Here is a 16,420-nt window from a genome sequence, read left to right as displayed (position 1 = left end):
TGACCCGACCGGAAGCACCGAAGCGACCAAACGGGTAGCCGTGGGATTACCAAAAGTGAGCGGCGTCACCGGGATATTTCGTACCGGGGCGTAACCGCGCCCCGGATCCCTCGTTGACGGTTGATAGGTGCGCCGCAACCCTCCGCCGAAACCGCCCGTGGCGTACCTGCCCCGCACCGAACCGCCCGCGCACCACACCGTCCCCGTGCCCCCTGCAGAAGGCGACTTCGCCGTGTCCGTGGCGCCTCCCCCGCGCGCCGGAAAACGCCGGCGCACCATCCGGCTTCCGGAACTCGTCGCCGGATCGGCGGCAGTGAGTTTCCTGCTTGCCGGTTCCACCGGTCTCCTGTCCGCGTACCTCGCCCTGGCCGCCGCCGTCGGCGTGGTCTCCGCCCTGGCCGCCGCCCGGCTGATCCGGCTCGCGCTGGCCATCCACTCCGCCCGGCGCAGCTCCGGCCCCTGTCGGGGCGTCGGCTTCCTCGGTGTCGGTGTGGTGGCAACCGGGCTCACCGCACTCGCCCTGCCCCTGCTGCCGGCCGCGGCCCACCCCGGCGTGATCCTCACCGGGCTGCTCGTCGCCCTGCCGCTGTACCTGCTCGGCGCCCTGCTCCTGCCCGGCGCGGCGAGCACCACGTCGATGCGGCTGCGCCGGGGGTTCGACGGGCTGAGTCTCGGCATCAGCCTCGCCTTCGCCGGGTGGCTGATGCCGCCGGCCGGTGGGATACCACCGGTCGCCCTGGCCGTGGCGCTGCTCGTCGTGGGCGGGTTGTCGATCATCGCGGTCACCGCCCTGCGCTCCTCCGGCTACCGGCGGGTGGCCGGGCTCTGCGGCGCGGGTGCCGGGGCCTCGGTGTTCGGGCTCGGCACGCTCGGCGTACTGCTGCACTACGACGTGCCCGGCTGGGCGCCGCTGGCCGCGGCGGTCCCGCTGGTGATCGGGCCGATGCTGACCGCCACCGGCACCCGGTACGCCAACCCGGGCGCCAAACCGCCGGCACCGGGCGAACCCGAGACGCACCTGTCCGCGTACCCGTTGCTCACCGTGCCCGCCGTGGTCGCCACCCTGGCCGCGATCTACCACCTGGTCACGGTCGGGGAGTTCGACCACACCTCGATCGTGCTGGGGCTCGCGGTGATCCCGACCCTGGTGGTCCGCGAGGTCTTCGCGGTGCTCGACATCCGCAGCTACGCCCGACGGCTGGTCAGCCAGGAGGCGCACTTCCGGGCGCTGGTCGCCGGTGCCAACGACCTGACCCTGGTGGTCGGCGCCGACCTGCTGGTCCGTTGGCAGTCACCGGCCGCCGCCCGGCTGTTCGGCCTGGCCGACGCCGACGTGGTCGGGCGGGCGTTCGCCGACCTGATGCACCCCGACGACGCCGCCCCGGTCACCACCATGCTGACCGGAGTGCTGACCGCCCCGGCACCGGTGACCGGGCGGACCCCACTGGTCACCGCCCGGTTGCGCGACGGGCACGGAATCTGGCGGGACACCGAGTCCACGGTGAGCGACCAGCGGGGCGTGCCGGAGGTGGGCGCCCTGGTGGTGCACGTCCGGGACGTGGGCGAACGGCGGCAACTGGAACACCGGGTGCACCAGCTCTCCTTCACCGACCAGCTCACCGGGCTGGCCAACCGGCGGGACCTGATGCGGGCGATCGTCACCCAACGGTCGCTGGCCGGGCACACCGGCACCCTGCTCGTGGTCGACCTGCACGGCATGTCGGCGATCAACGAGACCCGAGGGCGGGAGGTCGGCGACGCGGTCCTGGTCGAGGTCGGCCGGCGGCTGCGTACCGGCGCCGGAGGTGACGACGTGGTCGCCCGGCTCGGCGGGGACGAGTTCGCGGTGGTCACCGTCGACGGCCCGATGCTGGCGTACGCGCTGGGCATCCGGTTGATCGGCGCGCTGACCGAGCCGTACCAGTTGCCGGGGACGATCGTGAGCCTCCAGGCGAGCATCGGTCTGGCCGACCTGGCCGGCGGCACCGGCGTGGACGACGTGCTCCGCCGGGCGGAACTGGCCCGGCGCCGGGCACAGCAGCTCGGACGCAACCGGATCGAGTGGTACGACAGCTACCTGGAGGAGCAGCTCGTACGCCGGATGGACCTGGAACGGGAACTGCCCGGCGCCGCCGCGCGGGGTGAGCTCGACCTGGTCTACCAACCGGTGCTCGACCTGCACGACCGGCGCCCGGTCGGCACCGAGGCGCTGGTGCGCTGGCGCAGCCCCGTGCTCGGTACGGTCCTGCCGGCCGAACTGGTCCCGGTGGCCGAGGCCCTCGGGCTGATGGACGAGCTGGGCGGCTGGGTGTTGCACAAGGCGTGCCGCCGGCTCGCCGAGTGGTCCCGTGGCGGACGCCGGCTGTGGATGTCGGTCAACGTGTCGGCGTCCGAGCTGACCGGGCCGGATTTTGTCGGCCGGGTCGCGGCGGCGCTCACCCTGTACCAGATCGAACCGGAGCGGCTGCTGATCGAGATCTCGGAGCCGAGCGGCGAGGTCGACGTGTCGGGGGTGGTGAGCCAGCTCGGCCGGTTGCGGTCGCTCGGGGTGCGTACCGCCCTGGACGACTTCGGTCTGGGGCCGGCGTCCCTGGCCCACCTGCGCCGGATGCCGGTCGACATCTTGAAGATCAACCGGGCCCTGGTGTCGGAGCCGAGCGGCTGGCAGGGCCAGGGCAAGCCGGTCATCGACGTGGTGGTGAGCCTCGGCCGGCGGCTCGGGATGGAGATCATCGCCGAGGGGCTGGAGTCCGCCGAGCAGGTCGAACAGGCCCGGCTGGCCGGGTGCCGGTACGGCCAGGGTTACGTGCTGGCCCGTCCGGCAACCGCCGAGCGGGTGGAGGCGTACCTGGAGGAGTTCCCGACCCCGTCCCGCTGACGACTCGATCCTTTGTGGACGGGCGCCCCTGACGCTCCGGCGACCGGATCCGGTTGTCAGAGCGGCCCGGAACGCGCCCGGTGGGGGAGTCCCGGTCGGTCGGGTGAGGGACCGGGGGTCCCCCGCCGGCCGGTGCCCCGCGCCGCGCATCTTCACTACCGTCGATGCCGGGGTTCCGCCGGACGGGCGGACGGGAGGGGCGAACATGAGCGACGACGCGGGCCGGCAGGTCCTCGCGGCGGTCCGGGACCTGGCACCCGGGATCAGCGGTCGGGCCGCCGAGACCGAGGAGGGTCGCCGGCTGCCGGCCGACCTGCTGGCCGACCTGGTCGCCGCCGGCTGCTTCCGGATGTTCGTCCCGCGCAGCCACGGCGGGTACGACCTCGACCCGCTAGCCGGCATCGCGGTGCTGGAGGAACTGGCCCGCGCCGACCCGGCCACCGGGTGGACCGTGATGCTCGGCAGCGAGGCCCCGCACCTGCTCGCCCTGCTCGACCGGGAACAGTTCGACAAGGTCTACGCCAACGGCCCGGACGTGATCGTGGCCGGTGGTTTCAACCCGCAGGGACGGGCGCAGGTCGTCGACGGTGGTTACGAGGTCGACGGCCGGTGGGCGTTCGCCAGCGGATGCGAACACGCGGACTGGATCTTCGGCAACTGCGTGGTGGTGGAGAACGGCGTACCGAGGCCGGGGCCGGGCGAGGGAATGCCGGAGACCCGGGCGATGCTCTTCCCGGCCGGCGAGGTGCAGGTCGTCGACACCTGGCGGGTGCTCGGACTGCGCGGGACCGGCAGCCACGACATCACCCTCACCTCGGCGTTCTGCCCGGACGCGTACACCTTCGACATCTTCACCGGGAAGCCGTCCGTACCGGAGGCGAACCTGGTGGCGCCGCTGGTGCAGTTCGTCCTGCACCTCGGGGCGGTCGCGGTCGGGACCGCACAGGGCGCACTGGACGAGGTGACCAAACTGGCGCTGGGCAAGCAGCGCCTCTACGCCCGTACGTCCCTGGCCGACTCGGCGGTGTTCCAACTGCACCTCGGCCGGGCCGAGACGTCCGTACGGGCGGCCAGGGCGCTCCTGCGTGACCTGGCCACCGAGTTCGTCGCCGCTGCCGCCGCCGATCCCGGTGCGGTGGCCGGCTTCAGTCCGGCCGCCTCGGCGGCCCTGTCCTGGGTCACCGAGGTGACCTCGGCGGCGGTGGACATGTGCTACCGCTCCGGCGGGGGCGGGGTGGCGCGGGACTCCGCCCCGCTCCAACGCCGGTTCCGTGACATCCACACGTTCAGCCAGCACGCCGCCGCCGCGGAGGGCTTCCTCGCCACCTACGGCAGCGCCCTGCTCGGCCGCCCCGTCGGCATCGGCTACTGACCCGACGAAGGGGCCCTTCCGATCGGAAGGGCCCCTTCGTCAAATACAAGAGCCAGGGGTCAGGCGGTCGTGTAACCGGGCATCGGGTACGCGGCCAGCAGGTCGCTCACCTCGCCGGCGATCCGGTCCAGGGCGCCCTCGTCGTCCTTGAGCGCGGCGGTGACCGCCTCGTCCATCCACGTCGCCACCTGCGGCATCTGCTGCTCGGTCAGGCCACGGGTGGTGAGCGCCGCCGCACCGAGCCGGATCCCGGACGGGTCGAACGGCTTGCGGGTGTCGTACGGCACCGTGTTGTAGTTCAGCTCGATGCCGGCCCGGTCCAGCGCCTGCGCGGCCGGCTTGCCGGCGATCCCCTTGCTGGTCAGGTCGGCCAGGATCAGGTGGTTGTCGGTGCCACCGGAGGAGAGTTCGAAGCCCCGCTCGACCAGTGCGGCGGCGAGCGCCTGCGCGTTGGCGACCACCTGGTGGGCGTACGCCCGGAAGTCCTCGGTCGAGGCCTCCTTGAGTGCCACCGCGATGGCGGCGGTGGTGTGGTTGTGCGGGCCGCCCTGCAGGCCGGGGAAGACCGCCTTGTCGATCGCGCTGGCGTACTCGGCGGTCGTCATGATCATGGCGCCACGGGGGCCGCGCAGGGTCTTGTGCGTGGTCGTGGTGATGACGTCGGCGTGGCCGACCGGTGACGGGTGCGCCCCGCCCGCGATCAGGCCGGCGATGTGCGCGATGTCGGCGACCAGGATCGCGCCGACCTCGCGGGCGATCGCGGCGAAGCCGGGGAAGTCGATGGTCCGGGGAACCGCGGTGCCACCACAGAAGATCACCTTGGGGCGCTCGCGCAGGGCGATGTCGCGTACCTCGTCCAGGTCGATCCGGCCGGTCTCGCGGGAGACCTGGTAACGGACCGGGGTGAACCACTTGCCGGTGGCCGAGACCGACCACCCGTGGGTGAGGTGCCCGCCCATCGGCAGGGCCATCCCCATCACCTTGTCACCGGGGGACAGGAACGCCAGGTAGACGGCGAGGTTCGCCGGGGACCCGGAGTACGGCTGGACGTTGGCGTGGTCGACGCCGAACAGGGCGCGGGCCCGCTCGATGGCCAGCGTCTCGATCGGGTCGATGAACTGCTGGCCCTCGTAGTACCGCTTGCCGGCGTACCCCTCGGAGTACTTGTTGGTCAGCACGGTCCCGCTGGCCTCGAGTACGGCGGTGGACACGTAGTTCTCCGAGGCGATCATCCGCAGCTTGTCGTGCTGGCGCTGCGCCTCGGACTCGATCAGGGCGGCCAACTGCGGGTCGGCGGCGGTCAGGGCGGGAATCGGTGGTACGTGCACGAGGATCCTCCTGGCTGGTCGGCGCTTGCCCGGCTGCGGAGTGCGGACCGGACAAGGCTCTGCCGGAGCCGTCCCGCCCGGCCATGGCCGGTCCAGACAGTCCCGGTTGACGTGCACCCAGGCGCGCGGTGCACTATCTCGGTCGCTCCCCGGTGGTTTCTTCCACCTCGCCGCGCCAGTCGCCTTTAACCGCCCTGATGGTAGCGGCCCGCCGGTCGTCCCCGCATGGCGCGCCACCCCCACCCGCCGCACTTAACCGCTTAACCCGTACGGATCAGGCGGTGCGGGGCGGTGCGGTGCTGCCCCGGGGGGTCAGGTGGGCGGTCTCGTCCTGGAAGCCGTCGATGGGCTCCCCGGCGATGGCGGCGAGGAGTTGCCGGGCGGCGTTGGCCCCGTACGCGGGGATGTCCCGGCTGAGCGCGGTCAGCGCCGGGTGCACGAGCCGGCACAGGGGTGAGTCGTCCCAGGCGACGATGGAGAGGTCGGTGGGTACGGACAGACCCATCTCCTGGGCCACCGACAGCCCTGCGATCGCCATCACGTCGTTGTCGTAGACCAGGGCGGTCGGCCGTTCGGCGGAACTGAGCAGCCGGCGGGTGACCCGGGCACCCTCCTCGCCGGTGTAGTCCGAAGCGACCGTGCGGGTCCGGTCCAGCCCGAGTCGCCGGCTGACCTCGGTGAACGCCTCGGTACGGATCTCCGTGTGCAGCAGGCCGGGCAGGCCGCCGATCCGGGTGATCCGGCGGTGGCCGAGGGCGTACAGGTATTCGACCGTCTCGACCAGGGCCGCCGCGTCGTCGGACCAGACGCTGGCGAGCCTGCCCGTGTGTCCGGGGCCGCCGATCACCACGGTCGGCAGTCCCAACTCCTCCAGTGCCGGCACCCGCTGGTCGTCGACCCGCAGGTCACAGAGGAAAACGCCGTCGATCCGGCGCTCGCCCCACCACCGCCGGTAGACGGCGATCTCGGTTTCCGGGTCGGCGACGATCTGGAGGGTCAGCGCGTACGACCGGGCGGAGAGTTCGGCCTCGACGCCACTGATCAGCTCCATGAAGAACGGCTCGATGCCGAGGGTACGGGCCGGTCGGCGCAGGGCCAGCCCGACCGCGTTGGCGGTGGCGCCGGACAGGGCGCGGGCGGCGCTGTTCGGGTTGAAGCCGATCTCGCGGGCGATGGCGATGATGCGCTGCCGGGTGGTCTCCGAGACGCCGGGCTGGCCGTTGAGGGCGTAGGAGACCGCCCCCTTCGAGACTCCGGCCTGGCGGGCGATGTCCGCGATGGTGGGCCGCTTCACCGGCGCTCCCTCTGCTGGTCGGCCGGAACGCTCCGGTCTGGTTACTGGCTCGGCGCTGGAACGGCCTTGCGGCGGCGGCCGCTTGTCCGGTTAAGCATAACCACCGACGATCTCGATTACGCGATGCCCACGCTGTTAACACGTCATTGACACGGCTGAGACCCGACCGTACGGTGGCTTCACTTATCCGGTTCAGTCAACGTTCCTCGATGTCGGGAGCGTTCCCACGGTGTGGAGGAAAACATGGCAGGGTCCGGGGCCCGATGGGTCCGGCTGGTCGCCGCGAGCGCGGCAGGGATGCTTCTGGTCGCGGGTTGCAGTGGCAACAGCGGCGGCGGTTCGGAGTCGGGTGGCGCCGTCACCCTGAAGATCGCCTACTGGGGCGACTTCGGGCTGGACGAGCTGAAGGGCAGGTACGAGGCCGCGAACCCGAACGTCAAGATCAGCCTGAACACCGGCGAGTACAACGCCCAGCACGAGGACCTGCAGAAGAAGCTGATCGCCGGGGACGGCGCCCCCGACATCGCCGCCATCGACGAGGGCTTCGTCGTCCAGTTCCGCGGCCAGGCCGACAAGTTCGTCAACCTGCTCGACTCCGGCGCCGGCCAGTACGAGAGCAAGTACCTGTCGTGGAAGTGGAAGCAGACGCTGACCCCCGACGGCAAGGCCCAGATCGGCCTCGGCACCGACGTCGGCGGGCTGGCCATGTGTTACCGGACCGACCTGTTCCAGGCCGCCGGCCTCCCCACCGAACGGGACCGGGTCTCCGCCCTCTGGCCCACCTGGGACCAGTTCATCAGCACCGGTGAGACCTACACCAGGGCGACGGGCAAGAAGTTCATCGACTCCGGCACCAACATCTTCAATCCCGTACTCGGGCAGCAGTCGGTCGGGTTCTACGACCAGGGCGACGCGCTCCAGATGAACGGTGGGCCGAAGGTCGCGTTCGACACGGCCGCCAAGGCGATCCGGGCCGACATCTCCGCGAACCTGCCGGCCTTCCAACCGGAGTGGAACGCCGCCTTCGCCAAGGGCAGTTTCGCCGTACTGGCCTGCCCGGCGTGGATGCAGGGGCACATCAAGAACAGCGCCCCGGACACCGCCGGCAAGTGGGACGTGGCGGCGATTCCCGGCGGTGGCGGCAACTGGGGCGGCTCGTTCCTCACCATCCCCAAGCAGAGCAAGCACGCCGACGAGGCGTACAAGCTGCTGGAGTGGCTGATCCAGCCCGAGCAGCAGATCGAGATCTTCAACAAGGTCGGCAACCTGCCGTCCCAGCCGGCCCTCTACCAGGACCCGGCGATCCGGGACTTCACCAACCCGTTCTTCAACAACGCACCCGTCGGCCAGATCTTCTCCAAGACCGCCGAGGGCCTGACCCCGCAGTACCTGGGCAGGAAGAACGGGCCGACCCGGGTCGCGGTGGAGAACGTACTGAACCGGATGCAGAACGGTGACCTCAAGGGCAAGCCGCTGAACCAGGCCTGGACCGAGGCGACCAAGGAAGCCCAGAAGGCGGCCACGTCCTAGGAGGTCCGATGTCCGTCACCCGTGCCGACCCGGCGGCGCCGCCGGGCGGACCGGCCGGGCGCCCCACCGGTCGCGACGAGCCCGACCGGCACCGCTGGCGCAACCGGCTGCACCGCTTCGACATGCGCTTTACGCCGTACCTGCTCGTCGCCCCGTTCTTCCTGCTGTTCCTGGTGTTCGGGCTCTTCCCGATCATCTTCAACGGAGTCGTCGCGCTGCGGCACTGGCGACTGGACGACGCCACCCTGACCGGGTGGGCCGGGCTGGCGAACTTCGAGAAACTGCTGACCGACGACGACTTCTGGAACGCGCTCTACAACACGTTCGGCATCTTCGTCCTGTCCACCGTGCCCCAGTTGACCCTGGCGCTGGTCATCGCGTCGGTGCTCAACCGCCGGCTGCGCGCACAGACCTGGTTCCGGGTCGGGGTGCTGCTGCCGTACGTCACCCCGATCACCGCCTCGACCCTCGTCTTCGCGGTGGTCTTCGCCCGCGACGGCGGGGTGGCCAACTGGGTCCTCTCGGTCCTGCACCTGACCGGCGACGAGCCGATCGACTGGCGCAGCGCGAAATGGTCGTCCTGGTTCGTGCTGGCCACGATGGTCAACTGGAAGTGGATCGGCTACAACGCCCTGCTCTACCTCGCCGCGATGCAGTCGATCCCGCGCGACATCTACGAGGCAGCCGCCGTCGACGGGGCGGGGGTCTGGCGGCAGCTCTGGCGGATCACCGTACCGATGATCCGGCCCGTGGTGATTTTCACGGTGGTGCTGTCGACCATCGGTGGCCTGCAACTCTTCACCGAGCCGATGCTGCTGGAGCAGAACGCCCAGGCGGCCCGGGGCGGCGCCAACGGCGAGTGGCAGACCATCGCCCAGCTCATCTACAAGGTCGGCTGGAAGGACCTCAACCTCGGGTACGCCGCCGCCATGTCCTGGGCCCTGTTCCTGATCATCGTGGTGGTCGCCGCGGTGAACGCACTGATCACCAACCGGCTCGGCGGGGGGAAACGATGAGTACGACCACCACCCCGCAGACCCCGCGCAGCCGCCGACGGGCCGCGTTGACCGGACGGGCCCCGGCGGACACCCCCGGCAGCCTGTGGAACTACGTCTTCCTCTCCCTGGTCATCCTCTTCTCCGCCTTCCCGCTCTACTGGATGCTGGTGATCGCCACCAGCACCGACGCCGCCCTGGCCAAGATCCCGCCGCAGGTGGTCCCCGGCGACCAGCTCCTGACCAACCTGCGCGAGGTCTTCTCGATGCAGGACGTCTACTTCATCCAGTCCCTGGCCAACAGCGCGATCGTCTCGACGGTCGTCACCGTCGCCGTCCTCTTCTTCTGCTCGCTGGCCGGCTTCGCCTTCGCCAAGCTCCGGTTCAAGGGCCGCAACGTCCTGATGGTGATCGTGATCCTCACCCTGACCGTGCCGAACCAGCTCGGCGTGGTCGCGCTCTACATCGTGATGGGCAAAATCGGGTGGAACGGCACCCTGCTCGCCGTCATCGTGCCCGGCCTGGTCAGCGCGTTCGGGGTCTTCTACATGCGGCAGTTCATCCTGGAGGCGGTGCCGGACGAACTCGTCGAGGCGGCCAGGATCGACGGGGCCACCACGATGCGCATCTACGCCAGCATCGTCCTGCCGGCGGTACGCCCGGCGCTGGCCGTACTGGGCCTGCTCACCTTCGTCGGCACCTGGAATGATTTCCAGTGGCCGTTGATCACCCTGAACGGGACCGACTACCCGACCTCGATGGTCGCCATCTCCGACCTCGCCAGCGGAAACTACGTGCTCTACCGCCGGGTCCTGGCCGGTGCACTGGTGGCCACCATCCCGTTGCTCATCATGCTGTTCGTCGGTGGACGGCAGATCGTACGAGGAATCATGGAAGGCGCGATCAAGTCATGACGCTTCGCTCAACCGAACCGGCTGTCCTTCCCTCCCGGCGTCCGCTGCACGACGGCTGGTCGGTCCGGCCCGTGGCCCACCCCGCAGTGCCCGCGTCCGTGTCCGACCAGCCGGTCCCGGCGACCGTACCGGGTTGTGTGCACACCGACCTGCTCGCCGCGGGGCTGATCCCGGACCCGTACCTGGACAGCAACGAGCTGGCCGTGGCCTGGATCGGGCGGACCGACTGGGTCTACCGGACCACCTTCGAGTGGGACGACCAGGCCGCCGACCGGGTGGACCTGGTCTGCGCCGGGCTGGACACGGTGGCGACGATCCAGCTCAACGGGGTCGAGGTCGGGCGTACCGCCAACATGCACCGGAGCTACCGGTTCGACGTACGGTCGCTGTTGCTGCCGGGGGAGAACACCCTGGAGGTCCGGTTCGACTCCGCGTACCGCTACGCCGAGGGGTTGCGCGACTCGCTCGGTGACCGGCCGAACGCGTACCCGGAGCCGTTCAACTTCATCCGGAAGATGGCCTGCAACTTCGGTTGGGACTGGGGTCCGACGCTGGTCACCGCCGGCATCTGGCAGCCGATCGAGCTGCACACCTGGTCGGTCGCCCGGCTGGCCGAGGTCCGCCCGCTGGTCACCGTCACCGACAACACCGGCCGGGTCGAGGCGGTGGTCACCGTCGAACGCGCCGCCGCCGAGCCGCTGACCGTCAGCCTCGCGGTCGCCGGGGTACGCACCGAAGCCGTCATCCCGGCAGGCGTCACGAGTACGGTCCTGACCGTCGACGTGCCCGACCCCGAACTGTGGTGGCCGCGCGGCTACGGCGAGCAGACCCGGTACCCGCTCGACGTGACCCTGCGCGGCCCCGACGGCGCAGCCCTCGACACCTGGCAGCGCCGGATCGGTTTCCGCTCCACCAGCCTCGACACCAGCGAGGACGAACACGGCTCGGCGTTCACCATCCTGGTCAACGAAACCCCGATCCTGATCCGTGGCGTCAACTGGATCCCCGACGACGTTTTCGTCACCCGGGTCACCCGCGAGCGTTACGCCGCCCGCTTCACCCAGGCCGTCGACGCGAACGTCAACATGCTCCGGGTCTGGGGCGGTGGCCGGTACGAGTCCGAGGACTTCTACGACCTCGCCGACGAGCTTGGCCTCCTGGTCGAGCAGGACTTCCCGTTCGCGTGCGCGGCGTACCCGGAGGAGGAACCGTTCGCCACCGAGGTCGAGGCCGAGGCGCGCGCGCAGGTCGTACGCCTCGCCAGCCACCCGAGCCTGATCCTCTGGATCGGCAACAACGAGAACATCTGGGGCTGGCACGACTGGGGCTGGCAGGAGCCACTGGGGGACCGGACCTGGGGCGCCGGCTACTACTTCGAGCTGCTCCCGGCGATCGTCGCCGAACTGGACCCGACCCGACCGTACTGGCCGGGCAGCCCCTGGTCGGGGCGGACCGACAAACACCCGAACGATCCTGCGTACGGCAGCATGCACATCTGGGACGTGTGGAACCGCGAGGACTACACCAAGTACCGGGAGTACCGGCCCCGGTTCGTGGCCGAGTTCGGGTATCAGGCCCCACCCGCGTACGCGACCCTGCGCCGGGCGCTGAGTGACGAACCCCTGGCCCACGACTCGCCCGGCATGGCCCACCACCAGAAGGCCGGCGGCGGCGACGCGAAACTGCAACGGGGACTCGACGCCCACCTGCCCGCCCCGGTCGACTTCGACGACTGGCACTACCTGACCCAGCTCAACCAGGCCCGCGCGATCAGCCTCGGGGTGGAACACTTCCGGGCGCTGCGCCCACTCTGCATGGGCACCATCGTCTGGCAGCTCAACGACTGCTGGCCGGTCACATCGTGGGCCGCCGTCGACGGCGACGGCCGTCGCAAACCCCTCTGGTACGCCCTGCGCCGGGTCTACGCCGACCGGCTGCTGACCGTACAACCGGGTGACGGCGGCGGGTTGAACCTGGTCGCGGTGAACGACGGGGGCGTGCCCTGGCGTACCTCGGTGACCGTGACCCGGCTGACCCTGGACGGGGAACCGGCCGCCAAGACGGCCCTCGACCTGGAGGTGGCGCCGCACTCGGTGGCGACGGTTCCGCTCCCGGCGGACCTGTCCACCACCGACCGTCCCCGGCACGAGCTGCTGCTCGCCGAAGCAGTCGGTACGGGCCAGCGCGCGTTCTGGTTCTTCGCCGAGGACAAAGATGTTGCGTACCCGACCGCTGCTTACGAGGCCGTGGTCGAGTCTTCGGCAGCCGCCACCGGTCAGGTGACGCGGGTACGGGTGACCGCTCGGACGATTCTGCGGGATCTGGTGCTTGCGGCCGACCGGCTGGATCCGACGGCTGAGGTGGACGAGGCCCTGGTCACGCTGCTGCCGGGGGAGACAGCCACGTTCACCGTCCGCTCGGCTGGGGCGTTGGAGGCGGCGGCGTTGACCAGTCGACCCGTACTGCGCTGCGTCAACGACCGGTAGCCATCTGAGAAAGAGGAAACAGACGCACCCGCACCGTGGCAGAAACAATGCAGTCAGTCTTGACGCCTCGGTGAGCGGTGAAACACTTTCTACGCGCGTTGAACACAGCGGCAGTCTCGGTGTATCGGGTCCGGTCGGGCGATGCGCACCTGCCCGGTGTTCAGCCCAGCCGAGTGGGTGAGGTGATTAGGTCGCTTTCTGGGTTCTTGCCCGTTCTTGGCGTACCTGTTCGAGTGTGGCAGCGTCGGATGCTAGGTCCGGGTGGCCGACTTGGCGGTCGAGGTTGACGACGAGTTCTAGCTCGCCGATTGCCCAGTCGAGGTTTCCCTCCGCCCGGTGGATCATCCCGATGTTGTACCGGGTGACTGCTTCGCCGACCCGGTTGCTGACCTCCCGCGTAATGGAAAGGGCCTGTTGGTAGTGGGTGAGGGCTTGCTGTTGGTCCCCGAGCCCGTTGTACACGGCGCCGATGTTGTTGAGGGTGGCCGCTTCGCCGGCGCGGTCGCCGACTTCCCGCCGGATGGGGAGGGCCTGTTGGTAGTAGGTGAGGGCTTGCGGCAGGTCCCCGAGGTTGTCGTGCACGCCGCCGATGTTGTTGAGGGTGGTTGCTTCGCCTGCGCGGTTGCCGACGTCCCGTTGGATGCGAAGGGCCTGTTGGTAGTAGGTGAGGGCTTGCTGTTGGTCCCCGAGCCCGTTGTACACGTGGCCGATGTTGTTGAGGGTGGTTGCTTCGCCTGCGTGGCTGCCGACGTCCCGTTGGATGCGAAGGGCCTGTTGGTAGTAGGTGAGGGCTTGCTGCCGGTCCCCGAGCCCGTTGTATACGAGGCCGATGTTGTTGAGGGTGGCCGCTATGCCGGCGTGGTCGCCGACGTCCCGTTGGATGGGGAGGGCCTGTTGGTAGTAGGTGAGGGCTTGCTGCCGGTCCCCGAGGCTGTCGTACACGCCGCCGATGTTGTTGAGGGTGGCCGCTTCGTTGCCGCGGTTGCCGACCTCGCGGTACAGGTGCAGGGCCCGCTCGTAGTTGTCCAGGGCCTGTTGGGGTTGCCCTGTGGAGGATTGGGCCCAGCCCAGGTCGTAGAAGGCACCGGCGTCCGGGCCGAGGGTCAAGGTCGCGTTAGCGAGGGCCGCGACGTCGGCGAACCGGGACCTGCCCAGCCACACCCTCGCCACCCGCTCCCCGACGTCCCGGGCGATCACCGACTCCCTACCGGCCACCGCCAGCCGATGCACCTCCCCTAACTGGGTGAGGGTGGTCATGACGCGGACTTGGGGGTGGCGGGGTCGGTGACCCAGAGTTGGTAGAGGGATCGTGCGCCGGCGGCACAGGCTTGGGCGTACTCGTCATCGGTGAGCAGGGGGCGGATGAGGGGGCGTAGAACATTGGAAACGTAGTAGCGGGGTTGGCGGGTTTCGGGGTCGGTGCCTTCTTCGATCAGGCCGAGTTGGGCGGCGCGTTTGATGTGGCCGGTGGTCTCCGGGTGGTTGTGGATGGCCTTGATGGTCTCAGCGGGGACGGGCAGTTCGACGACGTTGACCTTCGCGAGCATCTTTTGCAGATCGGAGGTTTGAGAGCTGAGGAGGTTCTTCGCGAGGATGGTCTCCCGGCGGAACCGGTCGGCCTCCTGCTCGATGGTGGCGATGAGGCCTTCAATGTCGAGGCTGGTGTCGGCGACGATCAGGTCGAGCCAATCGAGTAGGCGGGGGTTGCCGGCCGCAGCCTGGATGGCGCGCTTGCGGATGTCGGGGTCGACGGAGGATGCAGGGCCCAGGTTCGGCAGGTTCGCGAGTTTCTTCTTCTGTTCGATCTCGCTGAGGGATTCGAGTGACTCGACGACGATCGCGGTTGCGGCGGGCCTAGGGAACCGATAGCGGCTGGTGATGATAACTCGGCTGGGGCTGCCGGTTTCGCGGATGGCCTTGAGTAGGGCGGGCAGGATGTCGGCCATCTCATAGGAGAGCACGTGAGTGCCGTCGCGTTCGTCGAGGTTGCCGTCCTCGAAGTCGTCGAACACGAACAGGCAGGGGGTCCGCCCGAGAGGCCCGTCGACACGGAGCAGGTGGCGCAGGCGGGCGGCAAGGGGAGCCTGATTGTTGTCGAGGAGCTCGGCTGCCTGCAATTCCTGCTCAAGGGTGGGGAGTTTGACCTTGGTGGTGAGTTCTCGAAACTTGGTCAGGTCGACGCGGCCGTACCAGACGACCCGCTGGTGGCTGGGCATGCGTTCCAGTAGCCGGGAGGCGAGGCTGCTCTTGCCGAGGCCGCCCATGCCGTGCAGGATGAGGGCCTCAGCCGCGCCGTCGTGACCGTGGGGTTGCTTGAGCGTGCGCAGGCAGCGCTGGATGACGCGCCGTCGTCCAACGAAGGCGGCGCGGGTGGCAACCCGGGAAAGCTGAGTTTGCCGGTCGAGGAAGTCCTGGTCGGCGGGCCGAATCTGGATCCATGCACGCCCCTCGGTGCGCAGAGGCGTGACCATGGGTGCCAGCGGGGACTTGTCGGCGTAGACGCGTAGCAGGTGCCAGTTGCCCCGCTTGTGCTTGTAGAGATGCTGGCGGGCCTCGATGACGGCCCGGTCGAGGGGCTCACCGTCAGCCAGTGTCTGGTAGAGCTGGGCGGCGAACTCGGTCGCGGAGACGTCGCCGACCGGCAGCGCCCACCCCAGCACGGCGGGGGCTCCAGCACGGACGAGGCTCTCGCTCATGGAGGGGAAAGTGCCTGCGTCGGGGGCGCTACCGGTGAGGCAGCCGGAGACGAAAACCAGTCGGGGCCAGCGCCCGGCCATGGCCTGGGCGATCTCGTCAGCCGTGGCGTAGGCCAGCCCGCCGAACTCGTTCTCCGCCAGGAAAGTGGGTTGGCTGTCCGTGCTGATGGTGGCGTGGCCGCTCAGATGCAGGACGTCGAAGTATCCCGCACCATAGTCGCGACTGATAAAGCGAAGCCCTTCCAGGGTGCCGCTCTCCTCGACGACCAGTTCAGTGCCCGTACGCGAGGTCGCAGACAGGATGGCCGCCTCCTCCGCCTCGTAGTGGAGCACGGGCTCGACACCCTCCGGGGACGTCGCCATGAACAGCACCCGCAGGGGACGGTTTCCAGGGGAGGTCGAGGTTTTGAGGGCCGTGTTGGTGCCGACGGCACGTACCGGTAGCAGCGGTGCGTGGCCGGAGACGGTCAGGTACGAGCCGTTATCGGCGAGCAGCTCCCAGGGGAGGTGCCGTAGCCGTTCCCCGGCGGTGATCCGCAGCGTGGCGCCGGACGGGTGGTCCAGCACCGGAGTCAGCCACCGTTCGTCGCCGTCGAGGAAGGTGGCCAGTTTTGCGCCGAGGTCACGTAGCTGCGGGGAGCCGAACACCTTTTGGGCGACCGCATCCTGGCTGTAGTCGCGCTCCACCATCTCAATGAGGTGGTCGATCGCTGCTCCGTCCACGACACGGGTCTTCGGGGTGCCGCCATCGGCCGACAAGCGCAGTTCCCAGTGGCCTGACGTCTGCTGAAAAATCCCCAGCTCGTAGCTGTTCATCTCGCTCATCCAGGTTGTCTCCGCCCTCAACTCTGCTGCGATTCGTCATGCGGAAAAACGATCTCCAGCTGCCCCTGGCCGACGTCGGACAAGTCGAGCCAGGCCCCGTCG

General features: G+C 69.5%; 10 protein-coding genes and 1 riboswitch. Of the genes, 6 read left to right on the top strand and 4 right to left on the bottom strand.

Annotation, left to right across the window (positions count from 1 at the left end; genetic code table 11):
* Positions 1-205 precede the first annotated feature (205 nt).
* Positions 206-2,878: a putative bifunctional diguanylate cyclase/phosphodiesterase gene (locus OIE47_RS06295; RefSeq protein ID WP_326560548.1), complete on the top strand. Its 2,673-nt coding sequence runs from the start codon at positions 206-208 to the stop codon at positions 2,876-2,878.
* Between the two features lie 205 nt (positions 2,879-3,083).
* Complete coding sequence (locus OIE47_RS06290) at positions 3,084-4,250, top strand: acyl-CoA dehydrogenase family protein (protein WP_326560547.1); 1,167 nt, start codon at positions 3,084-3,086, stop codon at positions 4,248-4,250.
* A gap of 59 nt (positions 4,251-4,309) precedes the next feature.
* Here the strand turns inward: OIE47_RS06290 and glyA are convergent, their stop codons facing one another.
* Positions 4,310-5,578: a serine hydroxymethyltransferase gene (gene glyA / locus OIE47_RS06285; RefSeq protein ID WP_326560546.1), complete on the bottom strand. Its 1,269-nt coding sequence runs from the start codon at positions 5,576-5,578 to the stop codon at positions 4,310-4,312.
* Positions 5,579-5,686: 108 nt separating this feature from the next.
* A riboswitch (ZMP/ZTP riboswitch) is annotated at positions 5,687-5,771 on the bottom strand.
* 81 nt (positions 5,772-5,852) lie between these two features.
* Positions 5,853-6,872, bottom strand: a complete 1,020-nt coding sequence (locus OIE47_RS06280) for a LacI family DNA-binding transcriptional regulator (RefSeq protein WP_326560545.1) — start codon at positions 6,870-6,872, stop codon at positions 5,853-5,855.
* Between the two features lie 243 nt (positions 6,873-7,115).
* On the opposite strand from OIE47_RS06280, the gene OIE47_RS06275 reads away from it, so the two are divergent.
* From OIE47_RS06275 to OIE47_RS06260, 4 genes are read left to right on the top strand one after another with little or no spacing between them, the layout of a single operon-like run.
* Positions 7,116-8,402 carry an ABC transporter substrate-binding protein gene (locus OIE47_RS06275; protein WP_326560544.1) on the top strand — a complete coding sequence of 429 codons (1,287 nt, stop codon included), beginning with the start codon at positions 7,116-7,118 and terminating at the stop codon, positions 8,400-8,402.
* A gap of 8 nt (positions 8,403-8,410) precedes the next feature.
* A complete protein-coding gene (locus OIE47_RS06270; RefSeq protein ID WP_326560543.1) occupies positions 8,411-9,418 on the top strand; it encodes a carbohydrate ABC transporter permease in 1,008 nt (335 codons plus the stop codon).
* A complete protein-coding gene (locus tag OIE47_RS06265) occupies positions 9,415-10,311 on the top strand; it encodes a carbohydrate ABC transporter permease (protein WP_326560542.1) in 897 nt (298 codons plus the stop codon). Before OIE47_RS06270 ends, OIE47_RS06265 begins: the two co-directional genes overlap by 4 nt.
* Positions 10,308-12,797, top strand: coding sequence for a glycoside hydrolase family 2 protein (locus OIE47_RS06260; RefSeq protein ID WP_326560541.1), 2,490 nt, complete (start codon positions 10,308-10,310; stop codon positions 12,795-12,797). Before OIE47_RS06265 ends, OIE47_RS06260 begins: the two co-directional genes overlap by 4 nt.
* Positions 12,798-12,983: 186 nt before the next feature.
* Here the strand turns inward: OIE47_RS06260 and OIE47_RS06255 are convergent, their stop codons facing one another.
* Entirely contained in the window at positions 12,984-14,054 is a 1,071-nt protein-coding gene (locus OIE47_RS06255) for a tetratricopeptide repeat protein (protein WP_326560540.1), read from the bottom strand.
* Positions 14,051-16,318 (bottom strand): CHAT domain-containing protein, encoded by a 2,268-nt coding sequence (locus OIE47_RS06250; RefSeq protein ID WP_326560539.1) that lies wholly within the window; start codon positions 16,316-16,318, stop codon positions 14,051-14,053. Before OIE47_RS06250 ends, OIE47_RS06255 begins: the two co-directional genes overlap by 4 nt.
* Between the last annotated feature and the right edge of the window lie 102 nt (positions 16,319-16,420).

The sequence above is a fragment of the Micromonospora sp. NBC_01796 genome, from assembly GCF_035917455.1.
Taxonomy (GTDB): Bacteria; Actinomycetota; Actinomycetes; order Mycobacteriales; family Micromonosporaceae; genus Micromonospora_G.
The sequence above is the reverse complement of the archived record's forward strand: the minus strand, read 5'-3'. Positions and strand labels throughout refer to the sequence as shown.

Coding starts and splice junctions, on each gene's coding strand:
- OIE47_RS06290 (WP_326560547.1), top strand. CDS start 3,084: ATGAGCGACGACGCGGGCCGGCAGGTCCTCGCGGCGGTCCGGGACCTG.
- OIE47_RS06275 (WP_326560544.1), top strand. CDS start 7,116: ATGGCAGGGTCCGGGGCCCGATGGGTCCGGCTGGTCGCCGCGAGCGCG.
- OIE47_RS06270 (WP_326560543.1), top strand. CDS start 8,411: ATGTCCGTCACCCGTGCCGACCCGGCGGCGCCGCCGGGCGGACCGGCC.
- OIE47_RS06265 (WP_326560542.1), top strand. CDS start 9,415: ATGAGTACGACCACCACCCCGCAGACCCCGCGCAGCCGCCGACGGGCC.
- OIE47_RS06260 (WP_326560541.1), top strand. CDS start 10,308: ATGACGCTTCGCTCAACCGAACCGGCTGTCCTTCCCTCCCGGCGTCCG.
- OIE47_RS06255 (WP_326560540.1), bottom strand. CDS start 14,054: ATGACCACCCTCACCCAGTTAGGGGAGGTGCATCGGCTGGCGGTGGCC.
- OIE47_RS06250 (WP_326560539.1), bottom strand. CDS start 16,318: ATGAGCGAGATGAACAGCTACGAGCTGGGGATTTTTCAGCAGACGTCA.